Annotated in this window: 13 protein-coding genes; 9 read left to right on the top strand and 4 right to left on the bottom strand. The window is 37.6% G+C overall.

The window, feature by feature from the left end; translation table 11 throughout:
• Positions 1 to 131 precede the first annotated feature (131 nt).
• From I6F44_RS16595 to I6F44_RS16585, 3 genes are all read right to left on the bottom strand, one after another.
• Complete coding sequence (locus I6F44_RS16595) at positions 132 to 896, bottom strand: YdcF family protein (protein ID WP_197174216.1); 765 nt, start codon at positions 894 to 896, stop codon at positions 132 to 134.
• Positions 897 to 950: 54 nt separating this feature from the next.
• On the bottom strand, positions 951 to 1838 hold the full coding sequence (locus I6F44_RS16590) for a LysR family transcriptional regulator (protein ID WP_002961689.1): 888 nt from the start codon (positions 1836 to 1838) through the stop codon (positions 951 to 953).
• A gap of 408 nt (positions 1839 to 2246) precedes the next feature.
• Positions 2247 to 4616, bottom strand: coding sequence for a GGDEF domain-containing protein (locus I6F44_RS16585; RefSeq protein WP_197174215.1), 2370 nt, complete (start codon positions 4614 to 4616; stop codon positions 2247 to 2249).
• A gap of 290 nt (positions 4617 to 4906) precedes the next feature.
• On the opposite strand from I6F44_RS16585, the gene pyrC reads away from it, so the two are divergent.
• From pyrC to I6F44_RS16540, 9 genes are all read left to right on the top strand, one after another.
• Entirely contained in the window at positions 4907 to 5959 is a 1053-nt protein-coding gene (gene pyrC / locus I6F44_RS16580; protein ID WP_024606980.1) for a dihydroorotase, read from the top strand.
• 332 nt (positions 5960 to 6291) lie between these two features.
• Positions 6292 to 6495 carry a cold-shock protein gene (locus tag I6F44_RS16575; RefSeq protein WP_002961702.1) on the top strand — a complete coding sequence of 68 codons (204 nt, stop codon included), beginning with the start codon at positions 6292 to 6294 and terminating at the stop codon, positions 6493 to 6495.
• A 1097-nt stretch (positions 6496 to 7592) separates the two neighbouring features.
• A complete protein-coding gene (locus tag I6F44_RS16570) occupies positions 7593 to 8363 on the top strand; it encodes a DUF3450 domain-containing protein (RefSeq protein ID WP_024590812.1) in 771 nt (256 codons plus the stop codon).
• A 6-nt stretch (positions 8364 to 8369) separates the two neighbouring features.
• On the top strand, positions 8370 to 9734 hold the full coding sequence (locus tag I6F44_RS16565) for a MotA/TolQ/ExbB proton channel family protein (RefSeq protein ID WP_007583865.1): 1365 nt from the start codon (positions 8370 to 8372) through the stop codon (positions 9732 to 9734).
• Complete coding sequence (locus I6F44_RS16560) at positions 9734 to 10258, top strand: MotA/TolQ/ExbB proton channel family protein (protein WP_002961709.1); 525 nt, start codon at positions 9734 to 9736, stop codon at positions 10256 to 10258. Before I6F44_RS16565 ends, I6F44_RS16560 begins: the two co-directional genes overlap by 1 nt.
• Positions 10259 to 10272: 14 nt before the next feature.
• Positions 10273 to 10677, top strand: a complete 405-nt coding sequence (locus tag I6F44_RS16555) for an ExbD/TolR family protein (RefSeq protein WP_007583867.1) — start codon at positions 10273 to 10275, stop codon at positions 10675 to 10677.
• Positions 10677 to 11294 carry an energy transducer TonB gene (locus I6F44_RS16550; protein WP_007583869.1) on the top strand — a complete coding sequence of 206 codons (618 nt, stop codon included), beginning with the start codon at positions 10677 to 10679 and terminating at the stop codon, positions 11292 to 11294. Before I6F44_RS16555 ends, I6F44_RS16550 begins: the two co-directional genes overlap by 1 nt.
• An 11-nt stretch (positions 11295 to 11305) precedes the next feature.
• Positions 11306 to 12565, top strand: a complete 1260-nt coding sequence (locus I6F44_RS16545; protein WP_010553387.1) for a tetratricopeptide repeat protein — start codon at positions 11306 to 11308, stop codon at positions 12563 to 12565.
• A gap of 61 nt (positions 12566 to 12626) precedes the next feature.
• On the top strand, positions 12627 to 13670 hold the full coding sequence (locus tag I6F44_RS16540) for a hypothetical protein (protein WP_197174214.1): 1044 nt from the start codon (positions 12627 to 12629) through the stop codon (positions 13668 to 13670).
• Positions 13671 to 13686: 16 nt separating this feature from the next.
• Here the strand turns inward: I6F44_RS16540 and I6F44_RS16535 are convergent, their stop codons facing one another.
• Positions 13687 to 14013, bottom strand: a complete 327-nt coding sequence (locus I6F44_RS16535) for a TraR/DksA C4-type zinc finger protein (RefSeq protein ID WP_024590816.1) — start codon at positions 14011 to 14013, stop codon at positions 13687 to 13689.
• Between the last annotated feature and the right edge of the window lie 6 nt (positions 14014 to 14019).

Below are 14019 nucleotides of genomic sequence, written 5' to 3'. Positions count from 1 at the left end.
CTATGTCTAAACCAATTGTTGTAATCTTCATTTTGGTCTTCTCCCTTTGATTATTGTAACCACTTTAATCATGGCACATAGATGCCGTATAGGGAGGAGACCATTACATCAGGTTAGTTAGACGAAATGAGCTACAGTGCCTCTTGATCTATCCAGCGGCGTAAACTTATCCATGTGTTTCCTACTACTTCGTGACTGTATTGCGTAACCACAAGTAAGGCATGAGCATTGGGAATAAACTGTTTGCTCCATGGAAGTGCAGCAAAATTATGATAATCAGTGGCTGCGGTTATGACTTCAATACCTTGAGCATTAAATAAGTCTTTTGCGCGTGGCATGTGCAGCACAGATGTTACTAGTGCAACTTTAAAGTCGACTAATTTTGATGCCAGTAACTTAGCTTCTTCACCTGTATCCATTGCTTTTGGGTTTTGGGATATACGACTCTTATTAACGCCTAAACTAATTGCCGTTTGATACATAAGCCCGCTATTAGTGATATTTTGATAACCCCCGCCTGACACTATAAGCTCTGCATTAGGGTAGTGCTTTGCTAGCTTTACACCTTCTACTAAGCGCGTTAGTGCACAATTACCTAATTGATTATTAGCACTGAGTGCAGGGTTTGGGTTTATATCGCAACCTAGTACAACTATTTTGTCTATTTTTGGATGCTTTAGGGTATTAAATGCAAGCGACGCAGGTTCATTATTTTGGATAATTAAATTGGCGATAAAGGGTGTGCTCAATGCAAGTAATACAATTAAGCTTAAAGTAGATAAGAAGAGAGCTGATTTGCGGCCTTTAAATGCGAGTAGGAGCATCAGGCACGCAAATAAACCAAATAGAGGCAGTGGCATAAGTAAGCCACCAATCATTTTTTTAATAACAAACATAAGAGTTAAACGCTGTAGAGTTAATTACAGCGATATTACTCATTATATTGATGATTATCGACCGTTATTTAGCTTACACGTATTTAAAAAGTGACGATAAACAGGGTTATCTTTCATGTCTTTTTTCATCGCTAAATACATAGGACGAGTAAGGCCAAGAGCGCCCAAAGGAATTGATTTAATTAAGCCTTGGCTTTCATAAGGTGTAACTAGCCAATCAGGTAAAGCGGCAACGCCCATGCCGGCACTTACTAGTTGAAAAATAAGTAATCCTTGGTCAACCGTTTTTAACGTACCGTCAAAACGTGCATTTTGAATGAAATGCTTAAATATATCTTGGCGTTCACGCGGGATAGGGTATGAAATAATAGTTTCGTTTTTTAAATCAAGCGCTGTTACATACGCTTTTTTAGCAAGTTCATGATCCGGTGCCACAATAAGCTTCAATTTAAAATCAAATAAGTGCGCGTACTCTAATGTGTCGGGTTCACGTATGTCAGATGTTAAAACTAAATCTAGCTCATCGCTTAGTAAGTCAGGAATAGCGTCGTAACTAAAGCCGCGCTCGTAATCAATTTTTATATCAGGCCAAAAGTTATTAAATTCTTTAATAGTAGGCAACAACCAATGAAAACATGCATGGCATTCCACACTTAAACGCAGTTGAGAAATAGGCTGATTTAAGCTTTCTTTCAAACGGCATTTAGTCGCTTCCATTTTTGGTAATATTTCGTGAGCTAACTCAAGTAATAGCATTCCCTGAGGGGTAAAGCGGACTGGTTGAGTTTTACGCTCAAATAATTGGCAATCTAATTTATTCTCTAAATCTTTGATTTGATGAGATAAAGCAGACTGTGTCAAAAATAACTCTCGTGCTGTATTAACCAAAGATCCTGTTTCTTTTAGGGTTGCTATGGTTTTTAAATGTTTAATACCAATCATCTTTAAAAATTCTCATGGGAAAAGTGAGTTCAGCTCAGATTAACCACATACTACGCCTATACAAAAAACGTTTCAACGTCTAGATGGCTAAAAGTTTGCGATTTATTGTGGTTTATTGCAGTTTGTTGCTATGAATCGCGAAAATATTAGAATTAGTAACGATAAAAGTCATTCAAAAACTGGTTTGATGAGTTTTAGATGAGTTTGCTTCATGTTGTATTTTAAGTATATCGATTGCGGTGTGCTTCACCTCAGTGTGAATTTTGACTATATAAATAACTGTGTGGGGTGGGGAATGGTTACTTTAGGTTGTGGTTTAAAAACTAAAGTCATTTTGCTTTTTAGCTTTAGTTTAATGGATGAGTATATACGTAATACCTAAGCCAGCGACCAACTCGCTGGCTCTTTTTATAAAGGCTTATTAATAAGTAATATGGCTTCTTTGGCTGTGACCGGTTTTGACTTTAAAAAACCTTGGCCATAGTCGCACGCGGTGGATTGTAAAATGGCTAATTGTTCAAGTGTTTCTATCCCTTCAGCAACAACTTCAAGTTTTAATGATTGCGCAAGTGATAAAATGGCTTCAACAAGTGGGTTGGTGGAATCTTGTAGGTGGTCAATAAAGCTTTTATCTATTTTTAAAATATGAATAGGCAGTTGATGCAAGTAGCCCAGTGCTGAATAACCCGTTCCAAAATCGTCAAGGCACAATTTTACTTTTAAAGGTGAAAGACCTTCTATTATTTGAGTGGCGAGTTCTAGATTTTCTATTAAGCCTGATTCGGTAATTTCTAAACATAAAGAACCCAGAGGTAATTGGTATTTATTATAAATAGAATGTATTTGCGCTACAAAATCGAGGCTTGCAAAATGTCGTGACGATACATTAACCGTTACTTTCAAAAAGCGATGACCTTGCTGGTGCCAATTAGAAATCTGCTGAGCGGCTAAATCAAGTAAATGTAAATCAAGATTTATAATTTGCCCTGTAGTTTCAGCTATCGGTATAAAGTCATTAGGTGGTACAAATCCTTTTTTTGGATGATGCCAGCGCACAAGTGCTTCAAATCCGATAACTTCACTTGTGGTAATTGTAAAAATTGGCTGAAAATAGAGTTCAAATTCGTTGTGTTCTATACCGTGTTGCAAGTCGTTTTCGATATCGGCATGGGTTTTAAGTTTTTTACGCATCGTGTTATTAAAAAACTTAACTTGTCCACGCCCGGTGGATTTTGCTTCATACATAGCAGCATCAGCTTGTTGCAGTAATATATAAGCTTTATCGTTTATGTTGTCGGTATAGGCAATACCAATACTAGTAGAAGCTTGGAGTAAGTGGCTATCTACATTAAGAGGTTTTGATAATGCGCTTTTAATTCTGTTTAAAGCTTCATTAACTTGGTTTTTATGTGTGATATTTTCCATGAAAATAGCAAACTCATCACCGCCTAAACGAGCAAATGTATCCGTGCTTCGTACTGTACTTTTAATTAAGTCGCATATTTTTATAAGAAAATGGTCTCCGACTTCATGCCCTAGCGAATCATTTATACTTTTAAAACGATCAAAATCTAGATACAGCAGGGCATGGCTAGTACTTTTTTTAGCACGCGTTAAACGTAAAATAGCATGCTTTATTCTCTCAATGAGTAATGAGCGGTTAGCAAGGCCGGTAAGCTCGTCATGCAATGCTTTATGCTCGAGCTCTTGTCGGGCTAGTTGCCTATCAATTGCCATACTTATTTGGCGACTTACGTAAGTTAGAAGAGCGCTGTCGTGTTCGTTGTATTGCAGTGTTTTATCGTAGCTTTGTACAACAATAACACCGCTTATACGATCACTTGTTTTAAATGGAACACCCAACCAAGACTCTGATTGTCTACCTACCATTTTAAAATCACCGTTATCAATATGACTTTGAAAGGCATCTTTATTGAGTAATAAGGTTTGCTCTGTTTGCAGTAGGTAATATGAAGCAGTGTCTTTTAGCTGTTCTTTAGATATTTTTTGATGTGTTTTAGTGTTTATGCCTTCTTCGACTATATAAACAAGGTCAAGTATATCTACTTTTTTGTCATATAAAGCGATAAAAAAGTTATCAGCACGAAGTAAGTTATTGATAATTGAATGCAAAGCTTCAAAGAAGGTATCTAAGTCGTTAGCTTTGTAGGTTAGGTTAGCTATTTGTAATAAGCTATTTTCTAATTTTTGTGCGTTGTTAAGTTGCTCAACTGTTTTTTGTAAGTTATTTACCGTATTTACCTGGTTGATTTTAGCACTGAGTAAGTGGGCAACTGTTGTAAGAATTTCAAGATGTGCGTTTGTAAAGTAGCCTTTAATAGGGTGCTCACAATCAATAACACCTAAAACTTGTTCTTTATATATAAGAGGGACGCATAGTTCTGATTGGGCAGGGCGCTCATCTGCGATATAACGGCTATCTTTTGTTACATCATCGATAACTACGGCTTTACCAGTTGTGGCTACAGCCCCAGTAATTCCTTCACTAAAACGTATTACTTTACGTTCGGCTTGATATTTATCACGGGCGTGAGCAATACCCATCGAGGCAACTTGATTTAATGTATAAGCATTGTTATCGGCAAGGTAAATAACGCAATCAACAAATCCTAAACGGTTAACAACGTGCGTTGTAACATACTCAAATAGCTCGTCTAGTGTGTCTAGTTGCAATAAGCTTGATGAAAATTGATTGATAATACTCAGTTGATCAGTTTTTATCTCAAGTGCTCTTGAGGAATCATTTTTGTAAGACATAGGCAATTTATATTATTCTTTTTATTTTTAAATACGTAGCTAAGTTAACCTAATCTTGGATTTTGTACAAAATAAAGCGATGAGTGGTTTTAATTGGCTGTAAATTATTATGACGAATGACTTTAATTAATTGTAAGTAATAACAATAGCTAATCCCAATTGAATTGGAGTATTAAGCTTTAATTACACAACTCGGTAATGTCATTAGCATATGCATTATTTTTAATAAAATCTTTACTCGAAAACATCATATGCCTATGATCGGATAAATTCAGCCTTGGAATAAAGTAATGACAAGCAATAATACAAACTCTGTAACAACCCTTACTATCACTCGCCCAGATGACTGGCATGTACATTTACGTGATGGCGACCAGCTAAAGGATACTGTACGAGACATTAGCAGATACATGGGTCGCGCTATTATTATGCCAAACCTTGTTCCGCCGGCAACATGTACTGATACCGCTCTTTCTTATCGAGAACGTATTATGGCAGCAGGCCCACAAGGTGCCTTTGAGCCTTTAATGGTACTTTACCTTACTGATAAAACGACACCAGATGAAATAAAGAAAGCAAAAGCAACGGGTAAAATAGTAGCTGCAAAGCTGTATCCTGCTGGCGCTACAACCAATTCTGATTCGGGTGTTACATCAGTCAAAAATATTTACCCGGTTTTAAAAGCAATGCAAGAAGTAGGTATGTTGCTGTTAGTACACGGAGAAGTTACTGATTCATCAATTGATATTTTTGACCGTGAAAAAGTATTTTTAGAGACGATTTTAGGGGATGTGGTAAGTGACTTTCCTGAACTTAAAATTGTACTAGAGCATATTACAACTAAAGATGCAGTAGAGTTTGTAGTTAATGCACCTAGCAATGTAGCAGCAACAATTACAGCTCATCATTTACTTTATAATCGTAATCATATGTTAGCGGGTGGAATTCGCCCACATTATTACTGTTTGCCAATCCTCAAACGTAACATTCACCAGCAAGCATTAATGGCCGCAGCTATAAGTGGAAATAAAAAGTTTTTCTTAGGAACTGATTCTGCACCACATTATAAAGATAAAAAAGAAGCTGCTTGTGGTTGTGCTGGTGCATATACGGCCCATGCCGCTATTGAGTTATACGCTGAAGCATTCGAAGAAGCGGGAGCTTTGGACATGCTTGAAGGATTTGCAAGCCACTTTGGTCCTGACTTTTATGAGTTGCCGCGTAATGCCGATACAATAACATTACAAAGAAAACCATGGGACGTACCTGCAAGTTATACCCTAGGCGACTCTGAAGTTGTGCCTATAAAAGCAGAAGATACTATTGATTGGTCTGTTAAATAGTTAATATTTTATATTTAAACCAAAAGCCGCTTAATTTTTAAAGCGGCTTTTTTGCTTGGAAATTAGTCAGTTAAAGGCGATTTAAAACAAATTTATATTTTTAATAAATAATTCCCAATTAATAGAGCGAAAAAAAATATAATGTGTTAATCTTACCTTGCTTTGAGTTTTTATGTATTGAATTTACGGATATTGTGCTGCGTTTAAGGTTACCGGTTAGGTTATTACTTGTTCCTGTACTGTACCTCCATATTTTTGAGCATTGACTCAGGGAGGATATTGCCATAATAATATGGCTGAATTTTAATTATTGACTTACAGGAAAATTTAGTATGTCGGTTACTGGTAAAGTAAAGTTTTTCAACGAAGCTAAAGGCTTTGGTTTCATTGAACAAGAAAATGGTCCTGACGTGTTTGTACATTTCAGCGCAATCACTGGTTCTGGTTTTCGCACTCTTAGCGAAGGTCAAGCAGTGACATTCAGCATCAAACAAGGTCAAAAAGGCCCTGAAGCTGAGAACGTAGAAGCAGCATAATTTATTATGTGAACTCTAGTTCATCTTGGTGAAGCAGGTCTCTGTTTCACCATAATTCCTCTCTATGTACATAATTAATAAAATCCTTCTTTTTAAATCCTTGAACACAAATTTCGTATATTCTTAAATCTTCTATTTTAATACACACCCAAAATTCAATTATCTGAATAACTTATACAATCGAACCACTTTCTATCGCATTTAAAACATCCCTTACAATTTATCCAACTGGTCTGATACTTATATACATAAAAATGATGCCAAATAACAATCTGTGTAAATTTTAGTGTAAGTCTTGCTAGTGCAATCAGATTGAAGTTTTGTACTTTAACTATAAATGGGCAAGGGAACCTCTATAGACCTCTGATAGCTTATTATGGAAGCGTTAGGCATCATTTATAGTCCATTATTATTAAAGTTGAGCAGCTTTTTGTGATTAACTTTGTTACTAAATAAATTTAACTGTTAAATAGTATTAATGAGCACTCTAAAGCGGTAAATGTAACTCGTCTAATTATCGAAAGCTATTTGGCTATTTCAGGCCTTGCTAAAAGAAACTTATTATTACTATTTATGGGAAACACGTTTTATAAATGGCTTTAGGCATTGCGTGCATAAAGCAAGGTGGGCGGTATTGTAGATTATCCAGTGTTGTTTTTTTGTGCGACAAATGGTTTGTTTTTTCAGATGAAGTGTTATTGGGGAGATAAAATGTGCTGAAATCGTTTAAAAAATAACTTTTGTTATATCTATCTATATTTTTTTTTGTTTTTTTTCAGTGCGAATTCAGCTTTGGCTAAATGTTGCAATAATGTTGTTTTATGTCAGTACAATGCGAATAAATACACCCCTCAAAAGGCTTTAATCGAAATATTAAGCAAAAGCTTGGTTGCAATAATGTTAACAGTTGTGTGCTGGTACTTTTGTTTAAGCATTAACTTAGCTATTTATTTGCGGAGATTAGTAAACATCAAGTTGACAGCGCTAATTGCATTTAGCATTATTGGAAGGTTGATATCTATTAAAAGATATCAGGGTTGTTCTCTTCGGAGGATAATTAAATTATAAAAGTAACATTACTTAATTGGTTGGGAACTATGTCTGTTAAAATCAGAAAGAGTCTTGTAGCAACTGCGTTGGTTGGCGCATTTGCATTTGCAAGCAGCAATGTGATTGCAGATCCTTTGAATGACGTGCAAAAAGCAGGTCAACAAATTCAAAAGGCTGCGGTTAAGTCTCAAACTAAAATTGACAATGTATATGGTCAAACTCAGGAGCTAATCGCTGAGTACCGTAGCGTTGTTGATGAGACTGAACTTATGAAAGTGTATAACGATCACGTGTCGCGCTTGGTTGATAGCCAAAACGCGTCTATTGAATCGTTTGATCGTCAAATCGCTACGATTGATAACACGAAACAAAACGTTGTGCCTTTGATGTATCGCATGATCGATACGCTTGAGCAATTCATCAAAGCGGACGTTCCATTTAATCTAGAGACGCGTTTAGGACGTGTTGAAAGACTACGTGAAATCATGGTTTCTGCGTCTGTAACGACGTCTGAAAAATTCCGTCAAGTACTTGAAGCTTACACTATTGAAACAGCATACAGCTCACTTGTATCTGCTTCACAAGGTACACTAGAAGTTGATGGCAAAAGTATTAACGTTGATATCGGTCAGTTAGGTCGTATTACTTACGTTGCTCAGTCTTTTGACTTGAAACATGCTTGGGTGTGGGATAACAACACTAAACAGTGGAAAGAATTAGGTGAAGAATACCTAAAACCTGTTAAAGAAGTTATTCGTATGGCGCGTAAGCAAGCGACATTAGAACTTGTTAAACTACCTATCTTTGGCGCGGAGTAATCAATAATGAAGAAACTATTTAAAGGTTTTGCTGTTGCCGCAGTACTAACTGTTTCTGCAGGTACCGCGTTAAATGCACATGCAAATACTGGAGCTCTAGATAAAATACTTGAGCAAGTAAAGCAAGAGCGTATCTCTGAAGGTAAAATCGATAAGAAACGTGAACAAGAGTTCTTATCAGATCGTGCTGACAAGCAATCTTTACTTAATAAAGCTAAAAGCCAACTTGCTTCTGAGAAGTCTCGTGGTGAAAGCTTAACTAAGCAATATGCACAAAATGAAAACACGTTAGCTGAAAAAGAAGCTGCTCTTCAAAGTGCTCAAGGTACTTTGGGTGAGATGTTTGGTGTTGTACGTCGTGCAGCTCAAGACGCTATCGGTTCTATCGAAGCATCACTAGTTAGTGCTGAGAAACCTGGCCGTGCAGAAATCTTACGTTCATTAGCTGCTGCTAAAGAACTTCCAACTGTTCGCGAACTTGAAGAGCTTTGGATTTCACTTCAAACAGAAATGACTGAATCAGCTAAAGTTTCAACTTTTGAAACTGAAGTTGCTGGTCTTGACGGTAACCCGTCAATGAAGAAAGTAACGCGTATCGGTAACTTTAACTTAGTTACAGACGATGGTTACTTAATTTATTCACCAGAAACTAAGTCTATTCAGCCTCTAGGTAAACAGCCTGATAGCTATATTTTAGACGGTATCACTGATCTTGAAAATACATCACCAGATAACTACGCTGGTGTTTATATCGATCCGACTCGTGGTGCTATCTTACGTATCAACACTCAAAAAGCGACACTTATGGAATACTTCCATCAAGGTGGCGTAGTTGGTTATATCATTACAGCTTTACTAGCTTTAGGTATGCTAATTACTCTAATTCGCTTTGTTGACCTTACACTTACTACTAGTAAGATTAAGAGCCAGCTTAAAAATGTTGCTACACCGAATACAAATAACCCACTGGGTCGTATTCTTAAAGTGTACCATGACAACAAGAACCAAGATGTTGAAAACCTTGAGCTTAAACTTGATGAAGCGATTCTACGTGAAACGCCACGCATCGAAGCTGGTATCAACATAATTAAGATTCTTGCTGCAATCGCACCATTACTAGGTCTACTAGGTACAGTAATCGGTATGATCTTAACGTTCCAAACAATCACATTGTTCGGTACGGGTGATCCGAAGATCATGGCAGGTAACATCTCTCTAGCACTTGTAACTACAGCGCTAGGTCTAATTGCTGCATTACCACTAATTCTACTTCATGCTCTTGTAGCTGGTCGTAGTAAGTCGGTATTACACATCCTTGATGAGCAAAGCGCGGGTATCGTTGCTACTCACGCGGAGAAGGAGAAAGCCTAATGCTAGTCCTGATGGAGATATGGGAATCTATCAGGGATTTTGTTGGCACAGGCGGCCAGGTTTTATACGTGGTCGCGATAGCACTCTTTCTGATGTGGGTTTTAATGATTGAGCGCTATTGGTTTCTACTTGCAGAGTTTCCTCGCACAGCGAAAGAAATTGTAGCAAAGTGGGATGCCCGCCAAGACACTACGTCTTGGTACGCACACAGAATCCGTGAAGCATGGATTTCTGAAGCGTCTGAAAAATTAGATCAGCGTATGTTGTTGATTAAGACATTAGTAGCTGTTTGTCCTTTAATAGGCTTACTTGGTACTGTTACTGGTATGATCTCGGTTTTTGAAACCATGGCCAACCAGGGTACGGGTAATGCACGCTTAATGGCATCAGGTATTTCAATGGCAACAATCCCAACAATGGCTGGAATGGTTGCGGCACTATCTGGAGTATTTTTTAGCTCACGTCTTGAGACAAAAGCTAAAATGGTGAAAGCCAAACTTATTGATAGTATGCCTCATCACTAGAGAGAGAATTAAATATGGCACGTAAACAACGTTTTCGTGAAGAAGAAGAAGCAGCGGTTGATATGACGCCAATGCTTGACATCGTATTTATCATGCTTATTTTCTTTATCGTAACTACATCGTTCGTTAAAGAGGCTGGTATCGAGGTCAATAAACCAAAAGCTGCCCAAGCTACTAAGCAAAAAAATGCTAACATTTTTATTGCTATTCGTAGTAACGGCGAAATCTGGGTTGATAAACAACAAATTGATGTTGAACGTATTTCAGCAAAAATCGAAAGTTTATTAGCAGAACAACCTACTGAAGTTGTGATTATACAAGCTGATAAAGAAGCTAAACACGGCACAGTGGTTAAAGTTATGGACCAGATTAAAGCGACGGGTGACAACCTTAGAATTTCAATAGCTGGAGATCAGTAATGATTCGTTTTCTGTTTTCACTGATTGCAGGTGGGGCAGTTACTTTCGGCTTGTTCTACTTCATGGCCTTCCTCATCTCTGGTGGGGCTGACCGTAATACGGAACAAAAAGAGCAGATCATAGTCGAAATAATGACGAATCCGCCTGAATCTAAGGTGCAGGAGAGGAAGCGTGTACCGCCTCCTCCTCCACCACCGCCAAAGCAGCCGCCTAAACCGCAGCCGCCACAGCCGGAAAATAATAATCCAAACCCTGGTGCTATGTCATTTAACATGGGTAGCATTGATGTTGGTAGTTCAGCTGGTGGACTAAGTGGTCCTGGTGCATTTGGACGAGATGGTGATGCGACACCTATCGTTCGTATAGAACCAAAATATCCAACGCAAGCAGCACGTGATGGCAAAGAAGGTTGGGTACAACTTTCATTCACAATTGATGAGTTAGGTGGAGTAACTGACGTTGAAGTAATTGACGCAGATCCGAAACGTATCTTTGACCGTGAAGCTAAACGCGCACTGCGTAAGTGGAAGTACCGTCCTAAGATCATTGACGGAAAACCACAGAAACAACCAGGTTTACAAGTTCAATTAGACTTTAAACTTAACCAAGGCAACTAAGGAGGCGAGTAATGAGAAATTTTTCTAAAGTAACTGCTCTTGCGATTCTTATGTCTGTGTCGGGTGCTACTTTAAGTGCATCTGTTTTAGCAGCGCCAGATTACGCAAAGATTGAAGAGCGTAAAAAAGCAAAAACTAAAATCATGGGCGAGCGTACTGGTAAAAAGGTAATTAAAGCATTTGACTTGTACAACGAAGAAAAAGTTGATGAAGCAATTGTTTTGCTTAGAGAGATTGAACCTTCGAATGACTTTGATAAAGCGACCGTAAATCGTTACTTAGGTAGCATGTACGCTCAAAAAGAAAAGTATGACGAAGCGATTAAGTACTCTAAGCAAGCAGTTGCCCCTGATGTTTTAAACTTTGCTGATCAAGAACAAACTCTAAAGCTGTTAGGCGATTTATACGCTGGCACAGAAAAGTATCAAGAAGCCAAAAAAGCTTATGTTACTTGGATGGATTTTACAGGTGAAGAAGATCCTACGGTTTACACGCGTATTGCCCAAGCTAACTATCAGTTAGAGCAATTTCGTGATGTTTTTGAACCAGCAGATAAGGCAATTAAACTTCAAAAAGAACCTAATAAAGGTCCTTACCAATTAAAACTGGGTGCATACTTTGAACTTAAAGATTATGCAAACATGGTTAAGATTGGCGAAGAGATTGTTCGTGTATGGCCTGATGATAAAAAAGCTTGGGTTAGCTTAGGTAAATATTACCTACAAACCGAAGACTATCAAAAAGGTTTAGCAACGATGGAAGTTGCTTACAAGAACGGTTACTTTGAAAATGAAGTTGAGTATAAAGTCTTATCTAACTTTTACTCTCTAAACGAGATCCCTTTTAGAGCAGCTGTAACGCTAGAAAAGGCCGTTAAGAGTGAAAAAGTAAAACGTACGAAGCAGAATGTTAGCGCGATTGCTAGTAACTATCATCGCTCTAAGGATCTAGAAAAAGCTGCTAAGTACTACGAAGAAGCTGCTAAATTTGATGACGACGCTGAACTTTACCGTAAAGCTGGTTCATTACTTTTACAATCTGAAAAATTCAGTGCTGCTGTTGTTCGTTTGAACAAAGCATTAGAGCTTGGCTCTGACAAAAAAGGTACTATTTATTCAGATTTAGCTGAAGCGTATTACTATCAAGGTAAGTATAAGCAAGCATATGCTGCAATTACTAAAGCTATGGATGACCCTCGCACACGTAAGTTTGCAAAAGGTTGGTCTACATATATTAAAGATAAAGCCGCTCGCAACGGTGTTAAAATTTAATTTTAATTAGCTAAAGCAACTTATAAAAAGCCCCTCTGGGGCTTTTTTTATTGGAACTACTATGTATAAAAAGCTCTCTTTTTCATTACTACTGTGCTTATTTTTAGCTGCATGTTCAAAGCAGCCTCAACCTTATGAGTCATTTGAAGACGCACAAGTTGCTTTAAAAACTTTAAACATAACACTTGTACAACCAGACGCTAAAAAAATCGATAGGATTACTAAAGAGCAATTGGTCTTTTCTGATGCGTATTTAGTTAAACGTCATACTATTTATCAGAACCTAATGGGTATGGAGCTTAATCTCAATCAAATTGCACAAGTAAACTACTTGGTTATTGCAGAGCGCTTTCCTGAGCGCTATTTTAATTGGCCGGCTCAAGTAAACGTATTAAAAAACATGCTTGCTTTTGAGGGGTCAAAAAGTACGCCGGATAATATTATTACTTGGCTTAAGTTAACCCAAGATACGCTAGACAGTGCTAAACAAAGCAATTTAAAGCTGAATAAAATTGAGCTCACACTACTACAAAGCTATGTATTGAGTGCGATAGGTAGTAATGACGTTCAACCAGCGCTTAAGAGTCATATAAGAGCTTTTAGCGATTATTTAGCTAGTTACAAGCCTAGAGGTAGTGTTGGTCTGAGAGGCCTGCCAAATGGGTCACAGTGGTATCAGAGCAAACTCAATTACTTTAGTGGCGAAGTACATTCACCGCTAGAGTGGGTTACTCTTTTAAATGAAAATATAAAAGTATTAGATCGTGTTGCAATCGATAGTAAATTGTCTATTTCTCATAAAAAATCGTTTTTAGTGCAGTATCTATCGAATGAAAAATTAATTGAAGGGCTTGATTGGCAGGCTGATTATCACGACTTACCTGCAATGGCGAGTAATATGAACATGTCTGATAAAGATAAAACATTGATGCTTGCAATGATGGAATCAGATATTGGCATTCATTACCATGCGTGGACTTTGCCACAGGCGAAGGTAAACCTTATGAAACGCTTAGAAATCACCCAAGAAGAGGCTCAATATTTAGTTGAAGATATAATACTCTACCCAGGGCAATCATTTAGCTTTATACAACAAATTATATAATGATTTGAAAGTGCGCTTATTGTGCGCACTTTGTACACCGTTGAGTTGCGGGGTCTAGTTCAAGTGATTTGGCTGGTATTTTTTCTTCACAGTCGCAGCAGTAGCCATATTGCCCAATTTCTATTTGGCTGACCGCCGCTTCTAATTTAGTCATGCGACTGATCAAAAACGCATACTCAGGACCTAGCTTCTCTGCTGCACAGTCTAACCATTCATTGTTTGCTGTATTATCTAAAATTTGTATTAAATGCTGATGTGTAGGGTAGGCTGATTTAGAAAGCATAGTTAATATATTTAATTTAATTTGTGCTATTTCATCGTTTAGTCTTTTTTGATGATGCATTATCAG

It is taken from the genome of Pseudoalteromonas sp. NZS11_1, assembly GCF_015864275.1.
GTDB classification, from domain to species: Bacteria; Pseudomonadota; Gammaproteobacteria; order Enterobacterales; family Alteromonadaceae; genus Pseudoalteromonas; species Pseudoalteromonas arctica.
Note: the sequence above shows the minus strand (reverse complement) of the source record. Positions and strands in the feature narration are given on the sequence as shown.